Origin of the sequence: Mesorhizobium sp. M0938 (assembly GCF_040319125.1) — a bacterium.
Lineage (GTDB): Bacteria > Pseudomonadota > Alphaproteobacteria > Rhizobiales > Rhizobiaceae > Mesorhizobium > Mesorhizobium robiniae.
This window is the reverse complement of sequence record NZ_JAMYNS010000031.1, coordinates 1-19,156: the sequence shown is the minus strand read 5'-3', so window position 1 is coordinate 19,156 and position 19,156 is coordinate 1. Positions and strand designations below refer to the sequence as shown.

Genomic DNA, 19,156 nt, shown 5'->3' with positions numbered 1-19,156 from the left:
GCGCTCATGGCATGGTGATCTCGTTGTTTACTTAGGAGATTGTCATGCTGGAGAAGTACTACATCCGCCCTTCTACTATCGATCGCATTCAGGAGTCGTGGATCGCCTCCACAGTCGAACAATACGTCGGCTGGATGGCAGAACGCCGCTATACGGATCGCAGCGTGTCTCGCCGGATTCCCATTGTGGTGAGTTTCGGCGAGTTCGCAAAAGCTCAGGGAGCCCGCGAAGTTGAGAACCTACCTGATCACGTCGAGCCATTCGTGCAAGCGTGGATTGGTGAGCATGCTCGACGACGCTCGCGCCGGCGACGCAAGCAGATCGGCAATGAAGTACGCAATCCCATCCGCCAGATGCTGAAGCTGGCGGTCTCCGGCTACATTGGTCGGGGTCGTTCCCATAAGCCGGACAACCCGTTCGAGCGTCAGGCGCCGGGGTTGTTGAAGTACCTGACCGAAGAGAAGGGGCTTCGTCAGAGTTCGATTTACCAGTACCAGTTTAGTTTGCGTCAGTTCGCCACCTATCTTGAGCGCATCGGCATCGACGACCTCGCAAAGCTTTCGCCAACCGTGCTCAGCGGGTTCATTGCCGAATATGCTCCGCCACGAGTTTCCTGGTCGACGGTGCGCAATGCGTGCGGGGTGCTACGGGTCCTTCTGCGCTACCTCCATCGTGAGGGGGTTCTGGCCAAGGATTTCAGTTCGCTTGTCGAGTTTCCGCAGTCGTACCGGCACGCTGGTGTTCCGCGATCGATCAGTTGGGAACAGGTCGAGCAAGTGCTGGCAGGTATCGACAGACGGTCCACCTCCGGCAAGCGCGACTTCGCAATGATGATGCTGCTTGCAACCTATGGACTGCGGGCTGCGGAGGTCGCCACGCTCACGCTTGATGACATTGACTGGCGCCACGAACGGCTCAAGATCCGGGATCGCAAAGCAGGCAATACCACCACTTATCCGCTCTCGGCGGCGGTGGGGGCTGCGATCATCGAATACCTCAAAAACGGGCGACCTGCCACGACATGCCGCAAGGTATTTATGCGCTGCTGTGCTCCACACGCCCCGATAGGCTCCGCGGCGGTTGTCTCTCGCGCCGCCCATTTCATCCGCAAAGCCGGCATTAGCGTGCCACGCGCCGGTTCCCATGTCCTACGTCACAGCTGTGTGCAGCGACTGCTAAACGCCAATTTTCCGCTGAAGCACATCGGTGACTACGTTGGCCACCGCAGCGCCTCCTCCACCCAGATCTACGGGAAGATCGCTGTCGAACAGCTGCGCGAGGTTGCACTCGGCAATGGGGAGGACGTGCTGTGAGCCACGATGGACGTTTCCAGAGTTTTCTCCGCCACGAGATTGAGCAATTCCTCGCCCACAAGCGCTCGTTGCGACGGCGCTATGATGTCGAAAAGAAGACGCTCGCGCTGTTCGATGCCTACTTGTCGAAGAACAACATTGGTAGCCTTGCCGAGATAACCCCGGCACTGGTGGATGAGTTTCTCCTCTCGCGTCCAAGGTCGCGCCCGAGAAGCTATAACCACCTGCGCTGCACGGTAGGGCGACTGTTCTCATATCTCGTCGATCACGAGAAGCTCGCCCAGACACCGTTGAGATCCCCACCACGGCGCGGAAGATATCAGCGCACGCCATTTATCTTCGACACAGACGCAGCCACTCGGTTGCTCGCTCTTGCCAAGGCGCTTCCGAGCCATGGCGGTACGATCGAGCGTGGCAACACATATTTCGTACTGTTCGCTGTCCTTTACGGACTGGGATTGCGTGTCGGCGAGGCCTGCCGGCTATGCCTCAAAGACGTAGATCTGGAACGGCGGCTGCTCGTTATCCGGGAGACCAAGTTCTACAAGAGCCGCCTCGTCCCATTTGGGCCGAAGCTCGGAGCACTCCTGGGCCAGCATCTGCATCAACGCCAGACTACGGCGCTCGCAACCAATACTGCGGACGATCAGCCGCTGTTTTGCTTGCGCGGAGGTCGCCCAGTCAATCCTGGGACCGTCAGCCAGACCTTTCACGCTATGGTCCCGAGCCTAAATCTGCGGATCCCACCCGGCATTTCGCCTCCACGCCTGCACGATCTGAGACACTCGTTTGCCGTTGGCACACTCACGCGTTGGTACAGGCTCGGCCTCGATCCGCAGACGAAGCTTCTTGCGCTCTCGACTTTCATGGGGCACGGCGACATCAGTTCCACTGCGGTGTATCTGACGCCGACCCCGGAGCTTCTCGAACACGCCAACCGACGCTTCCGTGCCTTTGCCGCGGCAACGCTCGCGGAGCGATCGGTCATGACCCTCTCCCTCGGTACACTGGTCCAGTCATTTTTTGCTGATCATCTCCCGGTTCAGAAGGGGCTGCGGCTCGGTTCGATCCGCAGTTATCGTGACACGATCCGCCTGTTCCTGTGCTTCGTGTCCGAGCAGCGTGGCCGCAGAATTACTGCACTGGCCCTTGATGACCTGACGTTCGAATGGAGTCTGGCATTCCTGAAGCACCTGGAACAAGAACGCGGCAACTCGGTACGTACTCGCAATCAACGTCGCGCTGCACTGAACACCTTCTTTGCCTACCTCGCTGTGCGTGCACCCGAGATGCTGGCGGTTTGTCAGCAAGTCGCGGCAATTCCCGTCAAGCGCACATCACTGCCCGATACGCACTTCCTGGAGCGGGAGGAGGTAGCGGCCTTGTTTCGTTCGCTGCCTCGGCAAGGGCATCTCGCGCTGCGCGACCACACACTATTGCTCTTCCTCTACAACACGGGCGCCAGGGTACAGGAAGTTGCGGATCTTCGTATCGAGCACCTCGAACTCAAGCCGCCGGCCAGAGTCCACTTGCACGGCAAAGGTGACAAGTGGCGAACGTGCCCGCTTTGGGATGAGACATTGAAGCATATCCAGGCACTCTTGGCCCAGCGCCGCGCAGCGCCAGGCGAGCCAGTCTTTTGCGCTCCGAAGGCTCGTCCTCTAACGAGGTTCGGGATCTATAAGATTGTCCGACGACACGGTGCATCCTTCGATACACACGGGCCGAAATCCAGACGTGTCAGCCCGCATCTATTCCGGCACACCGCTGCCTGCCACCTACTGGAATCCGGTGTCGAAGTTAATGTCATACGCAGTTGGCTCGGGCACGTCAGTCTCGACACGACAAACCGTTATGCCGAGCTGACGCTGCGCGCCAAAGCCGAGGCGCTACGCGCCTGCGAAGTGAGTGGTGGTTCAGGTATTTCAACGGTACCCCGACCACGTGTTGCCTGGAAGGACGACAAAACCCTCCTCGACTGGCTCAACTCGCTGTAGCGCATTATGTGTCCTCTCGCCCGCGGCCCACCTTCGAAAGACCGGCTCAAACCGTTGGCAGCCACATAATGGCGTTGGACACAAAAGCCCGACAATCTGAAGTCCGGCGTCAGCCGAGCAAGCTTCTACGATCCCGAGATCAACCGTAGCTATGGGAGAATGGCATCTCACTATGGCGTCGGCGTCCTCCAGCCCGGCCGCGACGAGCTCTTGAACGAGAGCCTGTTCTTCGGCCTCGACCACGCTCGAAGCGCCATCGCCGAATGGAGGGAGGACTTCAACACCGCCAGGCCACATTCCTCGCTCGGCTACCAGACCCCAGCAGCCTATGCCGAGGTCATCACCGCAACCGGCTTCGACGCTGTGCCGATCGAAGGCTCCGCCCCTCCGCCGGTTGCTCAACCCGCGCCACAAGGCGTAACAGAAACGGCCAAGGCTCTAATCGCCACTGGATGACAGTTCAGTGGCAGGTCAGGTGCCGCAGGAAACGATCGCCTCGTGGTTGGTCTGGCTCCCTTCGATGACGACGCGATCCGGTCGGCCATGACGGCGAGGCACGCCTTCAATCCGAATCCGTCACTGGCCGAGTAGTTCGAATTCTCGCCGCCTGATTTACCTCGCGTCAGGCCTCTCTGCGCCCCTATTCAGCCGTTGCAACAAAACCCGGCAGACTGGCAAATCAGCAACCTGATCATTGCCCCTTCAGGGACAGTCGATTATGGGATCAATTTTGCACATGATAACGTAATTGCTGCCATCGCTCCTTTTGACGGACGGCAAAAGCCGCCGACCATTGAGATCAAGGAGGCCGCAGTGAAGCAATATGTCGGATTGGATGCGTATTGGACCGGCTTGTTCACAATGCCTATCGCATCGAACTCAGCGGCGAGAGCCTGCGAAAACAGAAAGCCGTGACCACCAATCAAACTACCCTGGCTTGACGCACACAACCGGTTCAGGTCAAAAACCTGCACCACCCAGGGGCACACTAACTGTCCGGCTTCAAATCGGAATCGTGTCCGGCATGAAATCGGAATACCTGTCCGGCTTCAGATTGGAATAGCCGTCCGGCATCACCGGAATACGTGTCAGGCCGAGCTCGCGCAGCATATCGATTGTGGGATTGATCAGCATCGTTCGTTGTCTCCTCAATGAAAGTAACCGGGGCCGCGCAGATTGGCGTGCTCCATGACGGCGGCGGGTTCGGTGGACTGACCCGCGCGCTTTTGGGTGTAGATGAGCGAGGCGATCGTCTTGCAGGTCAGGCCGCCGATCTCGACGGCGCGCGCCGAAACGGTCGGCGCGCTCGCGGCTGATGTCGCGATAAAGGCGCAGGATACCCAGACATGTTCTGAAGCCCCGCTCAGGATGCGGCCGGCTGGCGAGGATGGCGGTGATAAGCCCTTCGGTTTGCGGTCCGATCGATGCGCCCCAGCGCCGGAAGCGATCCGGTGTCCATTCCGCATAGCGGCGGTGCGAGCTCGGCATTGTGTGTGGGGTTCGTTCCATAGCGCTTGCCGCCATATCGGCGCTGATGCACAGCGATGCGGTGTCGCAGCGGGAGACGAGCGTTTGCGTCGTCGATGAGGGTGGAAGGTCTGTCTTCCAAGGGAAAGTGAAGTCCGATCCGGGAGCACTGACCGAGTTGCTCCGCAAACGCGCACCGCACGCAGGAAAGCCAGCTCTTTCCCACGCCGGCGGGTCCAATCAACAGCAGGCTATGGCGCTGCCGGATCCAGTCGCAAGCGGCGAGCTTCAGGAAGAGATTGCGATCGAGGCCGCGGGCGGCGCGGAAGTCGACATTCTCGATCTGGGCGTCACGGCGCAGCTTTGCGGCACGAGCCCTGGCTTCGAAGCGTCTCTGGCGGCGCGTGGTCGCCTCGCGCTCGAGAAGCAGCGCGAGCCATTCGCCATGTTCGAGGCTTCTGGCTTCCGTTTGCATCTCGAGTTCCTGATAGGCGCTGGCCATGCGCAAACAGACGTTCTTCTCGCTCGCCGAGGCCAATGCCGCGATCGCCGTCGTGCATCACGAGCAAGGCGTCGTACCTGCCGGTCCAGCTTTTCCTGTTCCGTGCAGGCCTGTTCATGGACGGTCAGAAGCGGCTCGATCACGCCGCGATGGAAGATCTCGATCATCCGTGCTGTCGCCCGGATATCGACCTGCCGACGGTTGAGGCCGTGCGGCACGGAATAGAAGAAGCTTTGGAACTCGACATGGTAATCCGTCGAGACCCGCGCAAAGCGGCCTCTTGAAGCGCTCGAGCAACAAGGGCGAGAAACGCAAGCGTAGCGTGACCGCCAAATGGGATGTCGACGAGACCTACATCAAGGTCCGCGGCCAGTGGATGTATCTCTATCGTGCCATCGACAATGTCGGTGACACAGTCGAGTTTTGGTTCAGCGAGCAGCGCGGCTTGCCGGCGGCCAAGCGCTTCTTCAGAAAGGCGCTGGAGCGAACGGTCCATCGGTGGATGGTCGTGTGATCGACCGTAATGCCGCACTCGGCCATCATCTCCTCAAGATCACGCTCGCTCAGATTGTAGGCCAGGTACCAGCGCACGCAATGCAGGACCACGGACTATGACGGCCTTTGAACATTGCAATCCTCCGATAATGATCGAAGTCCTTGCCACAGCTTTGGTAATAAAAAGACAACGGATCCGATCCCGCTTACCTGCTGATGGAGGTTCCGACAGGAGATGAATAGTCAGCTTCGCGACCGACTGCGGGCACGATTTCGAGCACCAGAGCCAGACGTGCCCTCACTATTTAAGCCCAAACCGCTCCTACTGTGCGCCGCGCAAACCCAGGAGAAGCTACCGGTCTCCCTCGGCCAGGATGTAGGCACGCTCGGTGCAGTCAAATCCGCTTATCCGATAGCCATTTGAGAAGGCGTCGCGCAGGCTTTCACGAAGCGCAAGCGTTGCGGTCAACGTCCTCTTCTTGTCATGTGGCATCAACGCTTCCACATCCCGAGGAAGTCGAATGCGCAGGCAATCACCGACTTCTTCATCCGCGAAGCGACGCTCCGATTTCGCATTGACGATATAGTGATCAAGGAACCAGTCAACCAGTAGACGATCGGACGGCAATTCTTCATTGATCCCGCCACTCGTACCGTAATAATCGACCAGATACTTTGTAGACCCGGCTCCTAGCCGGTTAATATAGAGGGCTGCATTGACTGCTTGCATTGGATCGAAAGTCCAGCGCACATGCCGGAAGCCGCGAGTTAGACACCACCGCCGTTCATACCATTTTAGCGCTAAGCCAATGCCGCGTCCCCGCATTTCCGGCAGTACCGCCAGCGCGTGGCAATATTGGATGCCTGGCGTTGCGCTAGGAAATCCGAAGACAAACCCGACGAGGCTGCTGTCGACAAAGGCACCCGCGGCAAGTCCGCCTTCTGCCTGAACTACCATAATCATTTCGCCGGACGCACTGGCATCCCCCCAGACAGCTCGCTGCAGGGCCTCGGCAGCGCGAAACTCCAGCATACCACATAGATCGCGAAATTTCGTCGTTTTCATTTCTAAAGCCACGGACAGTGATCATATTCTTTGTTGTCATCGTCGACTGCTTCATGGAAACCCGTCCACAGTACCGAGCAAGGCAGAAAATCGAAATTTTCGTTGCATAACCACATTCATCGAGAGGGGTTTATTCTACGGAGAAATAGCTACGAAAATTGCTCTCGGGCTTACCTTGTCACCAGCAAAACGACCATACTAGATAGAGGTGCGCATGCGTCCTCCAAATCGGGCCATCCAACGGTGCTTTGCCGCGAATTGGGATCCTTTTCCGATGAAATTCATCACCGACGCTCGATCCATTCGTTCCCAAGGATCGCTGCGGTGCTCTGTGATTCAAGGGTGATGCAAAGAAACGCAATTTGATAGGGACTTGCAATGGTTTTGTTGCAACGGCTGAAGAGGGGCGCAGAGAGGCCTGACGCGAGGTAAATCAGGCGGCGAGAATTTCGAACTACTCGGCCAGGGACGAATTCGGATTGAAGGCGTACCTCGCCTGTCGCTTGCGCATCATTTCGATGCCGGAAAGGAGGTGGTGCCGATGGCCGTCGATTTGAATCCGAGCATCGGCCGGACTCGGCGCTTGATGCGCCGATCGTCCTGCTCGATCCGATTGTTCAAATACTGGCTCCGGCGGATGCTGATCAGCTTCAGCCGGCCGCCGGGCGCGATCCTGCAAGCGATTTGTGGTGCCGCAGGAAACGATCGCCTCGTGGTTGGCCTGGCTCCCTTCGATGACGACGCGATCCGGTCGGCCATGACGCTCCAGCGCCTTTCTGAAGAAGCGCTTGGCCGCCGGCAGGTCGCGCTGCTCGCTGAACCAAAACTCGACTGTGTCACCGACATTGTCGATGGCACGATAGAGATACATCCACTGGCCGCGGACCTTGATGTAGGTCTCGTCGACATCCCATTTGGCGGTCACGCTACGCTTGCGCCTCTTGAAGCGCTCGAGCAACAAGGGCGAGAAACGAACGGTCCATCGGTGGATGGTCGTGTGATCGACCGTAATGCCGCACTCGGCCATCATCTCCTCAAGATCACGCTCGCTCAGATTGTAGGCCAGGTACCAGCGCACAGGGCAGTTCAGCGGGAAACATCAAGGTAGCACCCGCTGCGCCAAGCGGAGTATCAGTTGGCCATCTGTCTGATAACATTTAGTCATACGGTACATAAATTTTTGTCCGGTTGCTTTGTTGCATCCCAATCTCTAGCGTCACGTAAACAATTAGCACAAAAGTAATTTATGAAGTATAGCTACGGGGATGGATAGTGAATACACGATCTTGAGAGTCGTTTTGATATCCCATCCATGGACCTGAGCTCATAGAACTGCCGATCCAAGTTGCTGCAGGAATAAACAGTACTGCGATAGCGGGGGTATACGAAGGTTTTCAAAAGCGGCGCCGATTGGGTGCAACCGCGAGACCGCGAATCATCGGAAGATCCGATGCAACATGGTCGGGAGTTTCGATGTCTTTCCGCGAAATTAGATTCTGATTGTTGTGGTTGTATCATCGCCGACGAAGTGGACGCAGACGCGCGCCTTGTCGCTCGACCTGTTATGTTGGGCCTGAGCGAGTGAGGTTTGAATAAGCAATTTTGAATAAGCAATAACGAAGGAAGCGTTGAATGAGCAATAACGGGGAAACCGATCGGATCTCGGTAACTCAACGCGCGGTCTCTAAGGACGTGGACGTAGTGCTTCCTGGCAGAGTCAGTGCCGGCCCATCTGTCACCACGGCGGTGAGCGCCCAAACCTCATTGGCCAAGGCGCGAACAGGCCCACGCACGGTGCGTGAAATCGAAAACTTTTGGATTCCGATGTCCGACGGTACTAAGATCGCGGCGCGCATGTGGCTGCCGGAAGATGCCGAGCAAAATCCGGTACCAATCCTAATGGAATATGTCCCCTACCGCAAGCGCGACAGCAGACGCCTTTATGAAGAAACCTTCCATCCGTACTTAGCCTCCTTTGGATATGCTTGTGTGTGCCCGGACATTCGCGGATCTGGGGATTCCGAGGGTCTGCCGCAGGATGGGTGGGTCAGGCAGGAGCAGGACGACGGGGTCGAGATCATCGCCTGGCTCGCCAAGCAAATCTGGTGTACCGGCAAGGTAGGTATGTTTGGGATTTCCTGGGGCGGTTACAGTGCGCTGCAAGTGGCTGCACGACGTCCACCTGAGCTAAAGGCGATCATCACTGTTTGCTCGACTGAGGACCGCTATTCCGAAGAGCCCTACACCGGTGGTTTGATCAACGAGGACATGTTCGGGCTTGCATGGGGTGCCCGATGGAACGCATTTCCTGCGCGTCCTCCCGATCCGGCTATCGTTGGAGACCGCTGGCGCGACATGTGGATGGAGCGCCTCAAGAACATGGACTTCTATGTCGGGGACTGGGTTAGCCACCAGCACCGTGACGCGTTCTGGAAACACGCATCGGTCCGCGAAAACTATGGTGCCTTTGAATGCCCCGTCTATGCGGTGTGTGGCTGGTTCGATCCCTTTCACCGTACAGTTCCGCGCATGCTCGCCAACCTCAAATGCCCGCGCAAAGGGCTTGTCGGCCCCTGGGGGCACCAATATCCAAACTCCGGCGAACCGGGCCCCGCAATAGACTGGCTACCCGAAGCCCTGCGTTGGTGGGATTACTGGCTTAAGGATATCGATACGGGCATCATGGCCGAGCCGATGTACCGCGTATGGATGCAGGAGGAGCCTGCAATGCGCGGCGTACACCAGACTCCCGGCCGGTGGGTGGCTGAGGATACCTGGCCGTCGCCTCGCATCAGGCCGCGCAAACTCTATCTCACCAAAGACGGACTGGAGAATGATGCCGGCGCTGAAGCGGCGCGTCTTCTCAAACCTCTGCAGACGGTCGGAATAACGGCGCCTGGTTGGTATTTGAGAAGCGTCGAGGATGCGCCGATCGATCAGCGTGTTGACGACGCTCGCTCGCTGACATTCGATTCCGACCCGCTCGATGGGGATTTCGAGATACTGGGCGCGCCTGTGGTCACCATCGATTTAGCGGTGGACAAGCCGGTTGCGCTTCTGTCCATCAGGCTCAATGAAGTCGAGCCCGACGGCCAATCGAAGCGAATCACTTATAACGTGCTGAATCTGACCCAACGGGACAGTGATGAGTTTCCCGAACCTCTGGAGCCCGGCAAGCGCTATCGCATTCGCTTGCCTTTGCAGGATTGTGCCCATGTCTTCAAATCGGGTAGGCGCATTCGTGTTGCCGTGTCGACCTCACATTGGCCGTCATATTGGCCGTCGCCAGAGCCGGTGGTCCTGACGGTTTATGCGGGTCGATCCGAGCTCGAGCTGCCGGTACGACCGCCGCGGGCCGACGATAAGGAATTGAAGCCTTTCGGCCCGGCTTTCTCGCCAGAACCCACATCCGGACACACGGTGTTAGAGGACACGCCAGAGCCAACCAGAGTAACTGAATGGGATGCCGCGACTAGCAAACTTACGATACGTAACGCCCAGGGCGACGGACGATCCAGGATTGATGCCACAGGCACTGAAATGTGGTCGACAGAAAGCGAGGTGAAGGAAATACTTGAGCATGATCCGACGGGCGCCAAGAGCGAAGCGCAGTACATTACGACGTTCAAACGTGGCGACTGGGACTGCCGAGTCGAGAGCCTTCTGCGCGTCAGCTTGACCAAGGACGATTTTTTGCTTGTGAGTCAGATTAAGGCCTTCGAACACGACATCGAAATATTTTCCAAGACTTGGAATCGTACGATCCCACGCATGCTAGTCTGATATCCAGGTGTTGGATGACGGAGGAGGATCACCAAAGTGAAGGATCCTCTTCGAAGCGGCGCTGGAGGCACCACTTGAGGGCGAGGTGCCTAGCCCTATCAATCTGTCGAGTGGATGCCGCGTTCCACCGGCGATGCCCGCTTACTGTTGAGCTCTGGCGCAAAGAGTTGCCGCCCCTAAACTAATGCCGATGCCAGACGGGCGCGTCGCGGCCTGCCAATGCGCTTGCGGCACGGCGGCAAGCAAACGCTTTTCCCTGCCGCAGCATGTCTTCGTCATCCACAGCCAAGTCCGATCTGGCCAGGACCGCCAGCTCGATGAGATTGGCGTGACGACACGGGAAAGCGGCATCAGATCAAGCTTTCCAAGGCCGAGCGCACGCGCTTGCAGAAGCTGCCTGCCGGATGAGGAGGCGAGCACCGGGATGAGTATCGCCGGCACTTACGGATTTTCGCGCACATGCGGTTCGCGACTCAGCGCCGTCGGTCTTTTCGATCCAATCTCGCCTGCGCGCTTCGGGATCGGCATTCAACGTGATGCCGGCGACCACAGCCGCGCTGTCCGCGCCAGCCTCGAAAACGCCGTTGAGCCGACCGGGTTGAGGCCGCCGATAGACCAATGTGATCGGCGCGACCCGGTGCTTCCGCCCGCTGATGCGTTCAAGATGGGGTATTCGGCCTGGTACTCGCCCCCATCGAGTTGGTATGAGGCCGTGCTGCGCTTGGGTGATAGTTAAAACATGGTCTGCACGCAACAGCCACAAGCATCAGGAAAGGAACGCAGCGTGAGGCATTTTTCGTGAGGGAAGGTGGTCAGCCATCCCGATGACCTGATTGCAGTTCTGAACGATGCTGCCTCGCGGATTGAACGGATCGGGCTTGAGGCCGGCCCTTGCCAAGGCTGGCTTGCCGGTGATCTGATCGAGACCCGGCACATCAAGTCATTCCTTAAGTTCCAGCCGAACAAGAGCGATCGAAACGATGCGTGCGGGATCGCGCAGATGATGCGCGTCAACCTGTACCGCCTGGTAAATGCGAAGACGCTAACCAGCCAAAGCGGCGGGCGTTGTTGACGGCGCGCAAACTATTTCAGGAAAAGGCCATTTCAGGAAAAGGCCCTTGCCGAGAACGATCTTCGCGGAGTACTCTGCAACTTCGGCCTCAAGATCGGCGCTGTCGGAAGCGTGAAGTTTGACGCGCGCATTCGCGGCTCGTCGCAGATATGCCGGGACCTGACGGATTGTTGAACCGCTACTCGACACGCGGGCAGCTGCGAGACCATTTTGCCACCTTACATCGCAAGCTGGCGATGATCACCCCGGGATGACGAGGTCAGCCGGCGATTAATGACAGTGCGTGGCGTCGGCCCCGTGGTGGCGCTGGTCTATACGGCCGGCGCGGTTCCGGAATTCTAGAGCAGTGGGGCCGAACGACAGACATGCCTCGACCACCGGTCGGATGCAAGGCTCTATCGCAAGGCAAGGCAAGGAGGCCAAGCTGTGCTTTCCGGTACATGGCTTGATGGAGAACCGCCACCGGCCTGATGGTCGACCCCCGCTTGACACTGTGCGCCGGACATGCCGAGCGGGTGGCCGTACTGCACATGATCGAACCTCGAGCAGTGCGGCCACAGGCGATCACGCTCGACGCCGACAAGGCCTACGACGCGGGAGACATCGTCAATAAGCAGCGCTCGATTAGGGTGACGCTGCATGAAGCGCAGAACGAGCGCACGACGCGGCATGGCGGATCAACCGTCAGCCAGCGCATCAGGAAGCGCATCGAAGAGGCATTCGGTTGGATCAAGATTGTGGCCGGCCAGCACAAGACCAGGTTCCGCGGCCGCAACCGTGTCGGATGGGCCTTCACCTTCGCATCCGCCGCCTACAATCTGGCCCGATGGCGAAAATCGCCTTCGGCGCACTCAAGGGCTTCCTCTTCCAGCCCGATTCGCGCCAGAAGAAGGCCCCGCGAGGCAAACCAGGCAATCAATGCCTCCGGCTCGCTTCCTACCCTGGTTGCGGAGCGCGCCACTCAAGCGCCGTACCGAAGTGAGCGGCCCGGTTGGCGGCCCGTTACCCCATCTAGACCTATAGCACCCCATTTTCCGATAACATTTATTCGTCCGGGGCATAACTTTTTGTTCCGTTGTTTTGTTGCTCCCGCGTCGCTACCGTTCATGTTGCCTATCGGCTAAACAAAACAATCAGAACGGGAACGATCATGAAACATATCATGGGCAATGTGAGCCGCAGGTCCTTTCTTAAGACCGGCGCCGTGCTTGGCGGGGGTGTCCTCGGTGGCGGCATGCCGTTGTCGCAAGTCATTTGGGCAGCCGAAGGCAAGGTGCTCAGAGCATGTTCCGATGGCGACATCACCAAACTTGATCCCGCTTTCTACAACCGACAGGTAGAGGTGGACGTGATGAGCTGCATCTATTCGAAGCTCATACGCTACAAGCCGGGCTCCGAGTGGGGTTGGGAACTGGACGCGGCAGAAAGCATCGAGCAGGTCGACCCGACTCATATCCGCTTCCGCCTGAAAAAAGGTATTAAGTTCACTGGCGACCACGGCGAAATGGCCGCCAAGGACGTGAAGTTCTCATTTGAGCGTATTTTCAAACATAAGTCCTTTCTTGCGCCTCAGTGGGGTTCGCTCGATCGTGTCGAGCTGGAGGACGACTATACTGGCGTGATAGTATTCAAGACGCCGTTTGTACCTGTTTGGCTCCTTTCGCTCACCGATGCTACCGGTCACGTCCTTTCCGAAGATGCGGTAATGAAGGCAACCAAGGACGGTGGCGATTTCGGCCTCAAGCCGCCAGCTTTCTCTGGTCCCTATGTGCTCGCCGACTGGAAGCCCAACCAATATATACTCTTGACCCGCAATCCGGAATGGTCGGGACCGAAGCCGGGCTTTGACGAAATCCGCGTTGTGCCAGTCGACGACCTCAAGGCCCGGGAGCGCGCCTATCTGGCAGGCGATGTGGATTTCACTTCTATCAGTCTGGATTCGCTTGCAGGCTTCAAGAGCAACCCGCCCGCCGACACCAAGGTCGAGGAATGGCCCTCGCTCTGGTATTACTGGATCGGCATGAACATGGATCACCCGAAGCTGAAGGACATCAATGTCCGGAAGGCGATCCAATGGGCGATCAATGTGCCACAAATTCTGGATGCGGCATTTGCGGGCCAGGTCAACGTGGCGACAGGCACCATTGCTCCGGGGCTGGTCGGGCACCGGGCCAAGGCGCTCGTTCCGCCAGAAGGCGATCTGGCAAAGGCAAAGGAATTTCTGGAAAAGGCTGGCGTGAACAATCTGACCTTAAGTATCGATTGCACAAGCGATAGCCTTAACTCAACCATAGCTCAGACCGTGCAAGCACAATTGTCCCAGATCGGCATTTCGGTCGAGGTCAATATTCGAGATAACAGCTCATTCTGGACGCTCGGCATGGAGTCGGAAGGTGAGCGCTGGAAGGACTTGCAGCTCATCGTAAATGGGTTCATCGGTTTGCCGGATCCAAACTACAATACTAACCCGTTCTTGCAAAATCAAATCGGCATCTGGAACTGGGAGCGCTTCCGTAGTGCCCGTTACGATGAGCTTGCAGCCAAGGCAAACACCATCAACGACCCGGACGCGCGGGGGAAACTGTACCAGGAGATGCAGGACCTCATGGAGGACTCCGGCTGCTACCGGTTCCTAACCAATGGGGCCAATCCAGTCATGTATCGTACCACGAAAACGCTGGCCTCAACGCGCCCGGACGGTGCCCCTCTCTTTTACGATTTCCAGCCAGTCTAGGCTCTACGGAATCATGTGGCTCTATTTCCTGAAGCGCACTGTCCTCGCGGTCGCAATCGTTGCTATCGCGGTGACGCTTCTGTTCCTGATGATCCATGCCGTGCCCGGCGATCCAGCAATAACTTTGCTCGGTCCACGGGCGTCGCCAGAGATGATTGCACAGATACATCAGCAAATGGGGCTCGACAAACCACTTGCCGTCCAGCTCGCCATCTTTTTTGGCAGGGTGTTCCATGGCGATCTCGGCTTCGACGCGTTCAGCCAGAGGCCTGTTAGGGAGATCGTCTTCGAGCAATTACCCTATACGATCGAACTGATCTTCGTCTCGATCTTATGGGCGGTCGTGATCGCAGTGCCACTCGGCTGCTACTCGGCGATAAGGCGCAACTCCTTGGTCGACCAGGTAGCCGGCGTCGTGACGGTCGCGGCGATCGCAATTCCTTCCTTCGTTGTGGCGGTCTACGCGCTGCTGATTTTTGCTGTGACCCTACGCTGGTTGCCAGCGATCGGAGCCGGCAGTGGATTCCGAGATGGCCTAATCTACCTCATCCTCCCAGCCTTCGCCATAGGGATTGGCTGGGTCGGCTACATCTCCCGACTGGTGCGCGCCTCGATGCTTGAGGTCCTCGGGGAAAACCACGTGCGGATGGCTCGCTCCTTCGGGATCTCGGAATGGCGCATCGTTGCGCGCTACGCGCTGCCACTCGCGATCCTGCCAACAGTAACTATCCTCGGGGTAGGCATCGCATGGCTGCTTTCGTCCGCCGTCTTTATCGAGGTGGTGTTCGCCCGACCTGGCATCGGCAAGTTGATCGTGGATGCCGTCAATACGCGCAACTATCCGATTGTTATGGGCGTCGTGCTCGTCACCACGTTCCTTATCGTTGTCGCCACGATGCTCTCGGATCTTGTCAACGCATTCCTCGATCCGCGAACCCGGGAAAAGCTTTGACATGGTGAGTGTGGAAAATATTCGGCCCGAACCCAACGATGCGGTGGCGACAGGCACCTTTTTGCGGCAATTGCGCAAGAATCGTCTGGGCGTGCTTGGAGCCTTGCTCGTCGTGCTCGTTTTTGTTAGCGCGTTCTTCGCTCCGCTGATTATCACGCATGATCCGATTAAAATTATGGTCGGACCTCGTCTGGCCCCACCGTCATTGGATTTTCTGCTGGGCACGGACCAATTGGGCCGCGATACATTCTCGCGCGTCATCATGGGCGGCCGCATTCCGCTCCTTGTCGCTTTCGCCTCCCTCGGCAGTGCGCTGGCGGTCGGCGTCGTGCTTGGTCTCATCGCAGGCTTCGGGCCGCGTTGGCTGGACAATTTGCTCCTGCTTGTCTTCGATACGATCCGCTCGTTTCCGGGCATCATCTTTGCCCTTGCAATCATCGCTCTTGTAGGCCCGAGTCTGGCCAGTATCATTTTTGTCATCGCAATAACGTCGGTGCCGATCTATGCGCGCGTCCTGCGCACGCAGGCACAGGCCCTGCTGAGCAGTGAGTACATAGCTGCGGAGCGCAGCATGGGCGCAGGCACGGCGCGCATCCTTGGCGTCCATGTTCTGCCCAATGTGATCGGCCCCCTTCTCATCCTCGTGAGCATGGATGTGCCGGCCGTCATCGCCTGGGAAGCAGGGCTCAGCTTTCTCGGGATGGGAGTTCGGCCCCCGACTCCTGACTGGGGAGCAGTCCTCAACGATGGCTATAGCTACATCAACCAGACCCCTTGGCTGGTGATCGGTAGCGGCATCCCAATCGTCCTCGCAACATTAGGCTTCACATTCCTGGGTGAGGCGTTGCGCGACATATTTGATCCCAAGCTGCGGAAAGACCTATGAGGCGCGATGATCTGATACAGCATACGTCCGCCCCGCTTCTTGAGATCCGTGACCTAAGTCTCGATTTCGGCACACCGCGTGGGCGTTTCCGCGCCCTGCGTAACGTTTCGCTCGATGTCCCGGCCGCACAGGTGGTTGGCATCGTCGGTGAGAGTGGATCCGGGAAGTCGACGCTCGCCTATACAGTGATGGGCCTCCTTTCTGAAAATGCAGATGTGACGTCCGGCAGCATCCTGTTCGAAGGCAAGGATCTGCTCAAAATCCCCGCTCAGGCGCGTCGGAGCCTGCTCGGCGATCGTCTCTCGATGATTTTCCAGGATCCGATGACCGCGCTCAATCCGGTGCGGACCATCGAGAACCAGATGATCGATATCCAGCACCACGGACAAGGAAGCCGGGGCAAAAAGCGCGCTCGTGCGCTCGAGATGCTTCACCGTGTCGGAATTCCCGATCCCCAAAGCCGTATCTGCGCCTATCCTCATCACTTCTCTGGCGGCATGCGTCAGCGTGTTTGCATTGCCATGGCGCTGCTTGTGAAACCAGCGCTCCTCGTCGCCGACGAGCCAACCACTGCGCTTGATGCGACGCTGGAAGTGCAAATCATTCATTTGCTCAAGGATCTGCAAACAGAAATTGGTTGCTCGATTCTCTTCGTCTCCCACCATCTCGGCGCGGTGGCTGAGTTGTGCGACCGGGTTGCAGTCATGTATGCGGGCGAAGTGGTGGAGCAGGGCGCCGTTCGGGACATCTTCCACAATCCTGCTCACCCCTACACGCGCGCGCTGCTTGAGTGCGATCCCGGGCGCATCAAAAAAAGCACACGAACTTTGCCGACCATTCCCGGCGAGGTGCCCAGTCTTTTGGGCAGCAAGAAGGGCTGCATTTTTCGCACCCGGTGCCCCCAGGCATTCAATCGTTGTGTGCAAGAGGACCCGGTCGAGTATCGTATCGGCATGGACCAAGTCGCCCGATGCCATCTCCTTGGTGAAGAGCGGCTGGTGCCGGCATGACTGCGCTGCTTCGTGTTGAGGACTTGCGGGTCCGCTTCCGCACCATGGGTCCGCTGAAGGCGCTCGCAACCGGGACGAAAGCCCCTTTCATCGACGCTGTATGCGGTGTGTCATTTGAAATCCGCAAGGGCGAGACACTCGCCCTTGTCGGTGAAAGCGGCTCAGGCAAATCCACCATCGCCCGCACGATCATCGGCTTGCAGCGGGCCGTGAGCGGCAGCATCTGCTTCGATGGACAGGAAATTGAGGAACTCAGCGGGACGGAACGCAAGCCCTACCTGCGGCGCATGGCGATGATGTTCCAGGATCCCGTCGGATCACTCTCGCCAAGGCTGACCGTGCGATCGCTCTTGACAGAACCTTTTCGCATCCATGGGATAAAGCCTCGCGATGCCGGAGGCGAAGCGGAGCGTCTCCTTCGATTGGTCGGCTTGCCGGCTGATTTTGCTCGCCGCTATCCCCATCAGCTTTCCGGAGGTCAGGCCAGGCGCGTTGGTATCGCGCGTGCTCTTGCGCTTAATCCGGACTTGATCATTGCCGATGAGCCGACAGCGGGCCTCGATGTCTCAGTGCAGGGCGAGGTGCTCAATCTTCTCGCGCGCCTTCAAGACGAACTCGGCATGGCGATCCTGATCATCACGCACAATCTTAACGTGGTCCGTCACATGACCGATCGTATGGCGATCATGTATCTCGGCCGCTTTATTGAGGTCGGCTCGACCGAGCGTATCTTCGATCAACCGCGCCATCCCTACACCGAGGCGCTGCTTGCGGCCAATCCCGAGCCTGACCCGGATGCGGTGCTGAACCGGATAGAGCTCAAGGGTGAGGTGCCAAGCCTGATGAGGCGACCATCCGGCTGCGAGTTCCACACTAGGTGTCGTTACGCGCAGGATATCTGCAGCCGCGTCTTCCCCGAACCTTCAACAAATCCGAATGACGCGGAGCACAGCTTCAGATGCCATTTCCCGCTCAAGCGTGAAATCAATTCCGGTTTAGTGGGTCACACCCTGTCTCGGTCGGAACCAAATGATTGTGACTAAGTAAGCCTTGGATGTGCAGGCAACATTGCATTGCCGTCACTGCAGAAGTGCGGAACGCGCAACTTTTCGCTCTCTGAAAAGTAGGTTGCACCTTTACTTCGGTCACACGACCGCGGCCTGAATCGATGGTGGTCAAGCATCGCCGTTAAGGCGACAGGGCTGTTGCAGGGTGTGGCGAGGTCGGGCCAAGCTACCCGCCCATCGGATGGGCGAACCGTAGGCTTGTTATTAAAGGAAGTCGTATGAAGCTCCATGAATATTCCAGTTTTGACGCCACCGGGCTCGCGGAATTGGTTCACCGCGGTAGAGCTTGTCACTTGTCAGGCTCGCACGTGAGGCCAACGATCGAATTAACCCTACGCTCAACGCGGTGGTAGAGTTCTACGAGGACGCGGAATCGGTACCTTTCTCAGATGAAGGGCCGTTTGCGGGTGTACCCTTCCTACGGAAGGATCTTAGCTTCACCGAGGCTGGGAGGCTTTACGAATGCGGAAGCCGGCTTTATCAAGGCTTCCGGCCTGACCTCGACAGTTATTTTATGGAGCGGGCGCGTACTGGAGGCTTGCGGATTGTAGGACGCACCACAACAACCGAGCTTGGTGCATCCGGCCTCAGTGAAACTGCCATGTATGGGATTACGCGGAATCCCTGGAACCTAGATCGGACAGCAGGCGGCTCATCCTCGGGTTCGGGCGCGGCGGTTGCCGCTGGCGTCGTGCCAGTTGCGTCGGCTAGCGATGGCGGCGGATCTGTACCCATCCGGTGAAGACCGCAGACGTGTATCCGGCGGCCATGAGCCCCTGAGCACCGCGGTGCCGGCGTCAAGCTTTCTTTGG

Annotated in this window: 12 protein-coding genes and 9 pseudogenes; 14 read left to right on the top strand and 7 right to left on the bottom strand. The window is 58.1% G+C overall.

The annotated features are described in order from the left end of the window. Window positions 1-44: 44 nt before the first annotated feature. From NKH73_RS31100 to NKH73_RS31090, 3 genes and pseudogenes are all read left to right on the top strand, one after another. On the top strand, window positions 45-1,313 hold the full coding sequence (locus NKH73_RS31100) for a site-specific integrase (protein ID WP_352939020.1): 1,269 nt from the start codon (window positions 45-47) through the stop codon (window positions 1,311-1,313). Beyond that, window positions 1,310-3,310, top strand: coding sequence for a tyrosine-type recombinase/integrase (locus tag NKH73_RS31095; RefSeq protein ID WP_352939017.1), 2,001 nt, complete (start codon window positions 1,310-1,312; stop codon window positions 3,308-3,310). The genes NKH73_RS31100 and NKH73_RS31095 overlap by 4 nt, the downstream gene beginning before the upstream one ends. Window positions 3,311-3,508: 198 nt before the next feature. Beyond that, a pseudogene (locus NKH73_RS31090) lies at window positions 3,509-3,766 on the top strand (integrase core domain-containing protein); the annotation flags it as partial. Window positions 3,767-3,784: 18 nt separating this feature from the next. Here the strand turns inward: NKH73_RS31090 and NKH73_RS32665 are convergent. Further along, window positions 3,785-3,859: pseudogene (locus NKH73_RS32665) on the bottom strand (IS6 family transposase); the annotation flags it as partial. Window positions 3,860-4,149: 290 nt separating this feature from the next. Here NKH73_RS32665 and NKH73_RS31085 point away from each other — a divergent pair. After that, window positions 4,150-4,251: pseudogene (locus tag NKH73_RS31085) on the top strand (AAA family ATPase); the annotation flags it as partial. 61 nt (window positions 4,252-4,312) lie between these two features. On the opposite strand, the gene NKH73_RS31080 reads toward NKH73_RS31085, so the two are convergent. Both NKH73_RS31080 and NKH73_RS32660 read right to left on the bottom strand, forming a co-directional pair. After that, on the bottom strand, window positions 4,313-4,444 hold the full coding sequence (locus NKH73_RS31080; RefSeq protein WP_352939014.1) for a hypothetical protein: 132 nt from the start codon (window positions 4,442-4,444) through the stop codon (window positions 4,313-4,315). A gap of 535 nt (window positions 4,445-4,979) precedes the next feature. After that, window positions 4,980-5,279 (bottom strand): annotated as a pseudogene (locus tag NKH73_RS32660) (ATP-binding protein); the annotation flags it as partial. Window positions 5,280-5,586: 307 nt separating this feature from the next. Here NKH73_RS32660 and NKH73_RS31065 point away from each other — a divergent pair. After that, a pseudogene (locus NKH73_RS31065) lies at window positions 5,587-5,766 on the top strand (DDE-type integrase/transposase/recombinase); the annotation flags it as partial. Here NKH73_RS31065 and NKH73_RS31060 read toward each other — a convergent pair. The 3 genes and pseudogenes from NKH73_RS31060 to NKH73_RS31050 form a co-directional block, all read right to left on the bottom strand. Next, window positions 5,742-5,885, bottom strand: a pseudogene (locus tag NKH73_RS31060) (IS6 family transposase); the annotation flags it as partial. The pseudogenes NKH73_RS31065 and NKH73_RS31060 overlap by 25 nt on opposite strands. A 241-nt stretch (window positions 5,886-6,126) precedes the next feature. Next, the gene (locus tag NKH73_RS31055; protein ID WP_352939005.1) at window positions 6,127-6,840 is read right to left on the bottom strand and encodes a GNAT family N-acetyltransferase; all 714 of its coding nucleotides are present in this window, start codon (window positions 6,838-6,840) and stop codon (window positions 6,127-6,129) included. A gap of 454 nt (window positions 6,841-7,294) precedes the next feature. Beyond that, window positions 7,295-7,930: pseudogene (locus NKH73_RS31050) on the bottom strand (IS6 family transposase). Between the two features lie 542 nt (window positions 7,931-8,472). Here NKH73_RS31050 and NKH73_RS31045 point away from each other — a divergent pair. Continuing rightward, window positions 8,473-10,623: a CocE/NonD family hydrolase gene (locus NKH73_RS31045; RefSeq protein WP_352939002.1), complete on the top strand. Its 2,151-nt coding sequence runs from the start codon at window positions 8,473-8,475 to the stop codon at window positions 10,621-10,623. Between the two features lie 481 nt (window positions 10,624-11,104). Here NKH73_RS31045 and NKH73_RS32655 read toward each other — a convergent pair. Then, window positions 11,105-11,287: pseudogene (locus tag NKH73_RS32655) on the bottom strand (thiamine phosphate synthase); the annotation flags it as partial. A gap of 144 nt (window positions 11,288-11,431) precedes the next feature. On the opposite strand from NKH73_RS32655, the gene NKH73_RS31035 reads away from it, so the two are divergent. The 8 genes and pseudogenes from NKH73_RS31035 to NKH73_RS31000 all read left to right on the top strand — a co-directional run bounded on the left by NKH73_RS31035 (window position 11,432) and on the right by NKH73_RS31000 (window position 19,086). Continuing rightward, complete coding sequence (locus NKH73_RS31035) at window positions 11,432-11,695, top strand: hypothetical protein (protein WP_352938996.1); 264 nt, start codon at window positions 11,432-11,434, stop codon at window positions 11,693-11,695. 355 nt (window positions 11,696-12,050) lie between these two features. Beyond that, window positions 12,051-12,531 (top strand): annotated as a pseudogene (locus NKH73_RS31030) (transposase); the annotation flags it as partial. 314 nt (window positions 12,532-12,845) lie between these two features. Further along, window positions 12,846-14,429 carry an ABC transporter substrate-binding protein gene (locus NKH73_RS31025; protein WP_352938994.1) on the top strand — a complete coding sequence of 528 codons (1,584 nt, stop codon included), beginning with the start codon at window positions 12,846-12,848 and terminating at the stop codon, window positions 14,427-14,429. Between the two features lie 13 nt (window positions 14,430-14,442). Next, complete coding sequence (locus tag NKH73_RS31020) at window positions 14,443-15,381, top strand: ABC transporter permease (protein WP_352938991.1); 939 nt, start codon at window positions 14,443-14,445, stop codon at window positions 15,379-15,381. 1 nt (window position 15,382) lies between these two features. Then, window positions 15,383-16,267: an ABC transporter permease gene (locus tag NKH73_RS31015; protein WP_352938988.1), complete on the top strand. Its 885-nt coding sequence runs from the start codon at window positions 15,383-15,385 to the stop codon at window positions 16,265-16,267. Then, window positions 16,264-17,277 (top strand): ABC transporter ATP-binding protein, encoded by a 1,014-nt coding sequence (locus NKH73_RS31010; protein ID WP_352938985.1) that lies wholly within the window; start codon window positions 16,264-16,266, stop codon window positions 17,275-17,277. Before NKH73_RS31015 ends, NKH73_RS31010 begins: the two co-directional genes overlap by 4 nt. Next, window positions 17,274-18,320: an ABC transporter ATP-binding protein gene (locus NKH73_RS31005; RefSeq protein WP_352938982.1), complete on the top strand. Its 1,047-nt coding sequence runs from the start codon at window positions 17,274-17,276 to the stop codon at window positions 18,318-18,320. The genes NKH73_RS31010 and NKH73_RS31005 overlap by 4 nt, the downstream gene beginning before the upstream one ends. 370 nt (window positions 18,321-18,690) lie before the next feature. Further along, on the top strand, window positions 18,691-19,086 hold the full coding sequence (locus NKH73_RS31000) for an amidase family protein (protein WP_352939061.1): 396 nt from the start codon (window positions 18,691-18,693) through the stop codon (window positions 19,084-19,086). Window positions 19,087-19,156 lie beyond the last annotated feature (70 nt).

Bases quoted from the DNA above. Each gene is read 5' to 3' on its own strand.
- NKH73_RS31055 (WP_352939005.1), bottom strand. From the start codon at position 6,840: ATGAAAACGACGAAATTTCGCGATCTATGTGGTATGCTGGAGTTTCGC.
- NKH73_RS31080 (WP_352939014.1), bottom strand. From the start codon at position 4,444: ATGCTGATCAATCCCACAATCGATATGCTGCGCGAGCTCGGCCTGACA.
- NKH73_RS31015 (WP_352938988.1), top strand. From the start codon at position 15,383: ATGGTGAGTGTGGAAAATATTCGGCCCGAACCCAACGATGCGGTGGCG.
- NKH73_RS31020 (WP_352938991.1), top strand. From the start codon at position 14,443: ATGTGGCTCTATTTCCTGAAGCGCACTGTCCTCGCGGTCGCAATCGTT.
- NKH73_RS31045 (WP_352939002.1), top strand. From the start codon at position 8,473: ATGAGCAATAACGGGGAAACCGATCGGATCTCGGTAACTCAACGCGCG.
- NKH73_RS31100 (WP_352939020.1), top strand. From the start codon at position 45: ATGCTGGAGAAGTACTACATCCGCCCTTCTACTATCGATCGCATTCAG.
- NKH73_RS31005 (WP_352938982.1), top strand. From the start codon at position 17,274: ATGACTGCGCTGCTTCGTGTTGAGGACTTGCGGGTCCGCTTCCGCACC.
- NKH73_RS31025 (WP_352938994.1), top strand. From the start codon at position 12,846: ATGAAACATATCATGGGCAATGTGAGCCGCAGGTCCTTTCTTAAGACC.
- NKH73_RS31010 (WP_352938985.1), top strand. From the start codon at position 16,264: ATGAGGCGCGATGATCTGATACAGCATACGTCCGCCCCGCTTCTTGAG.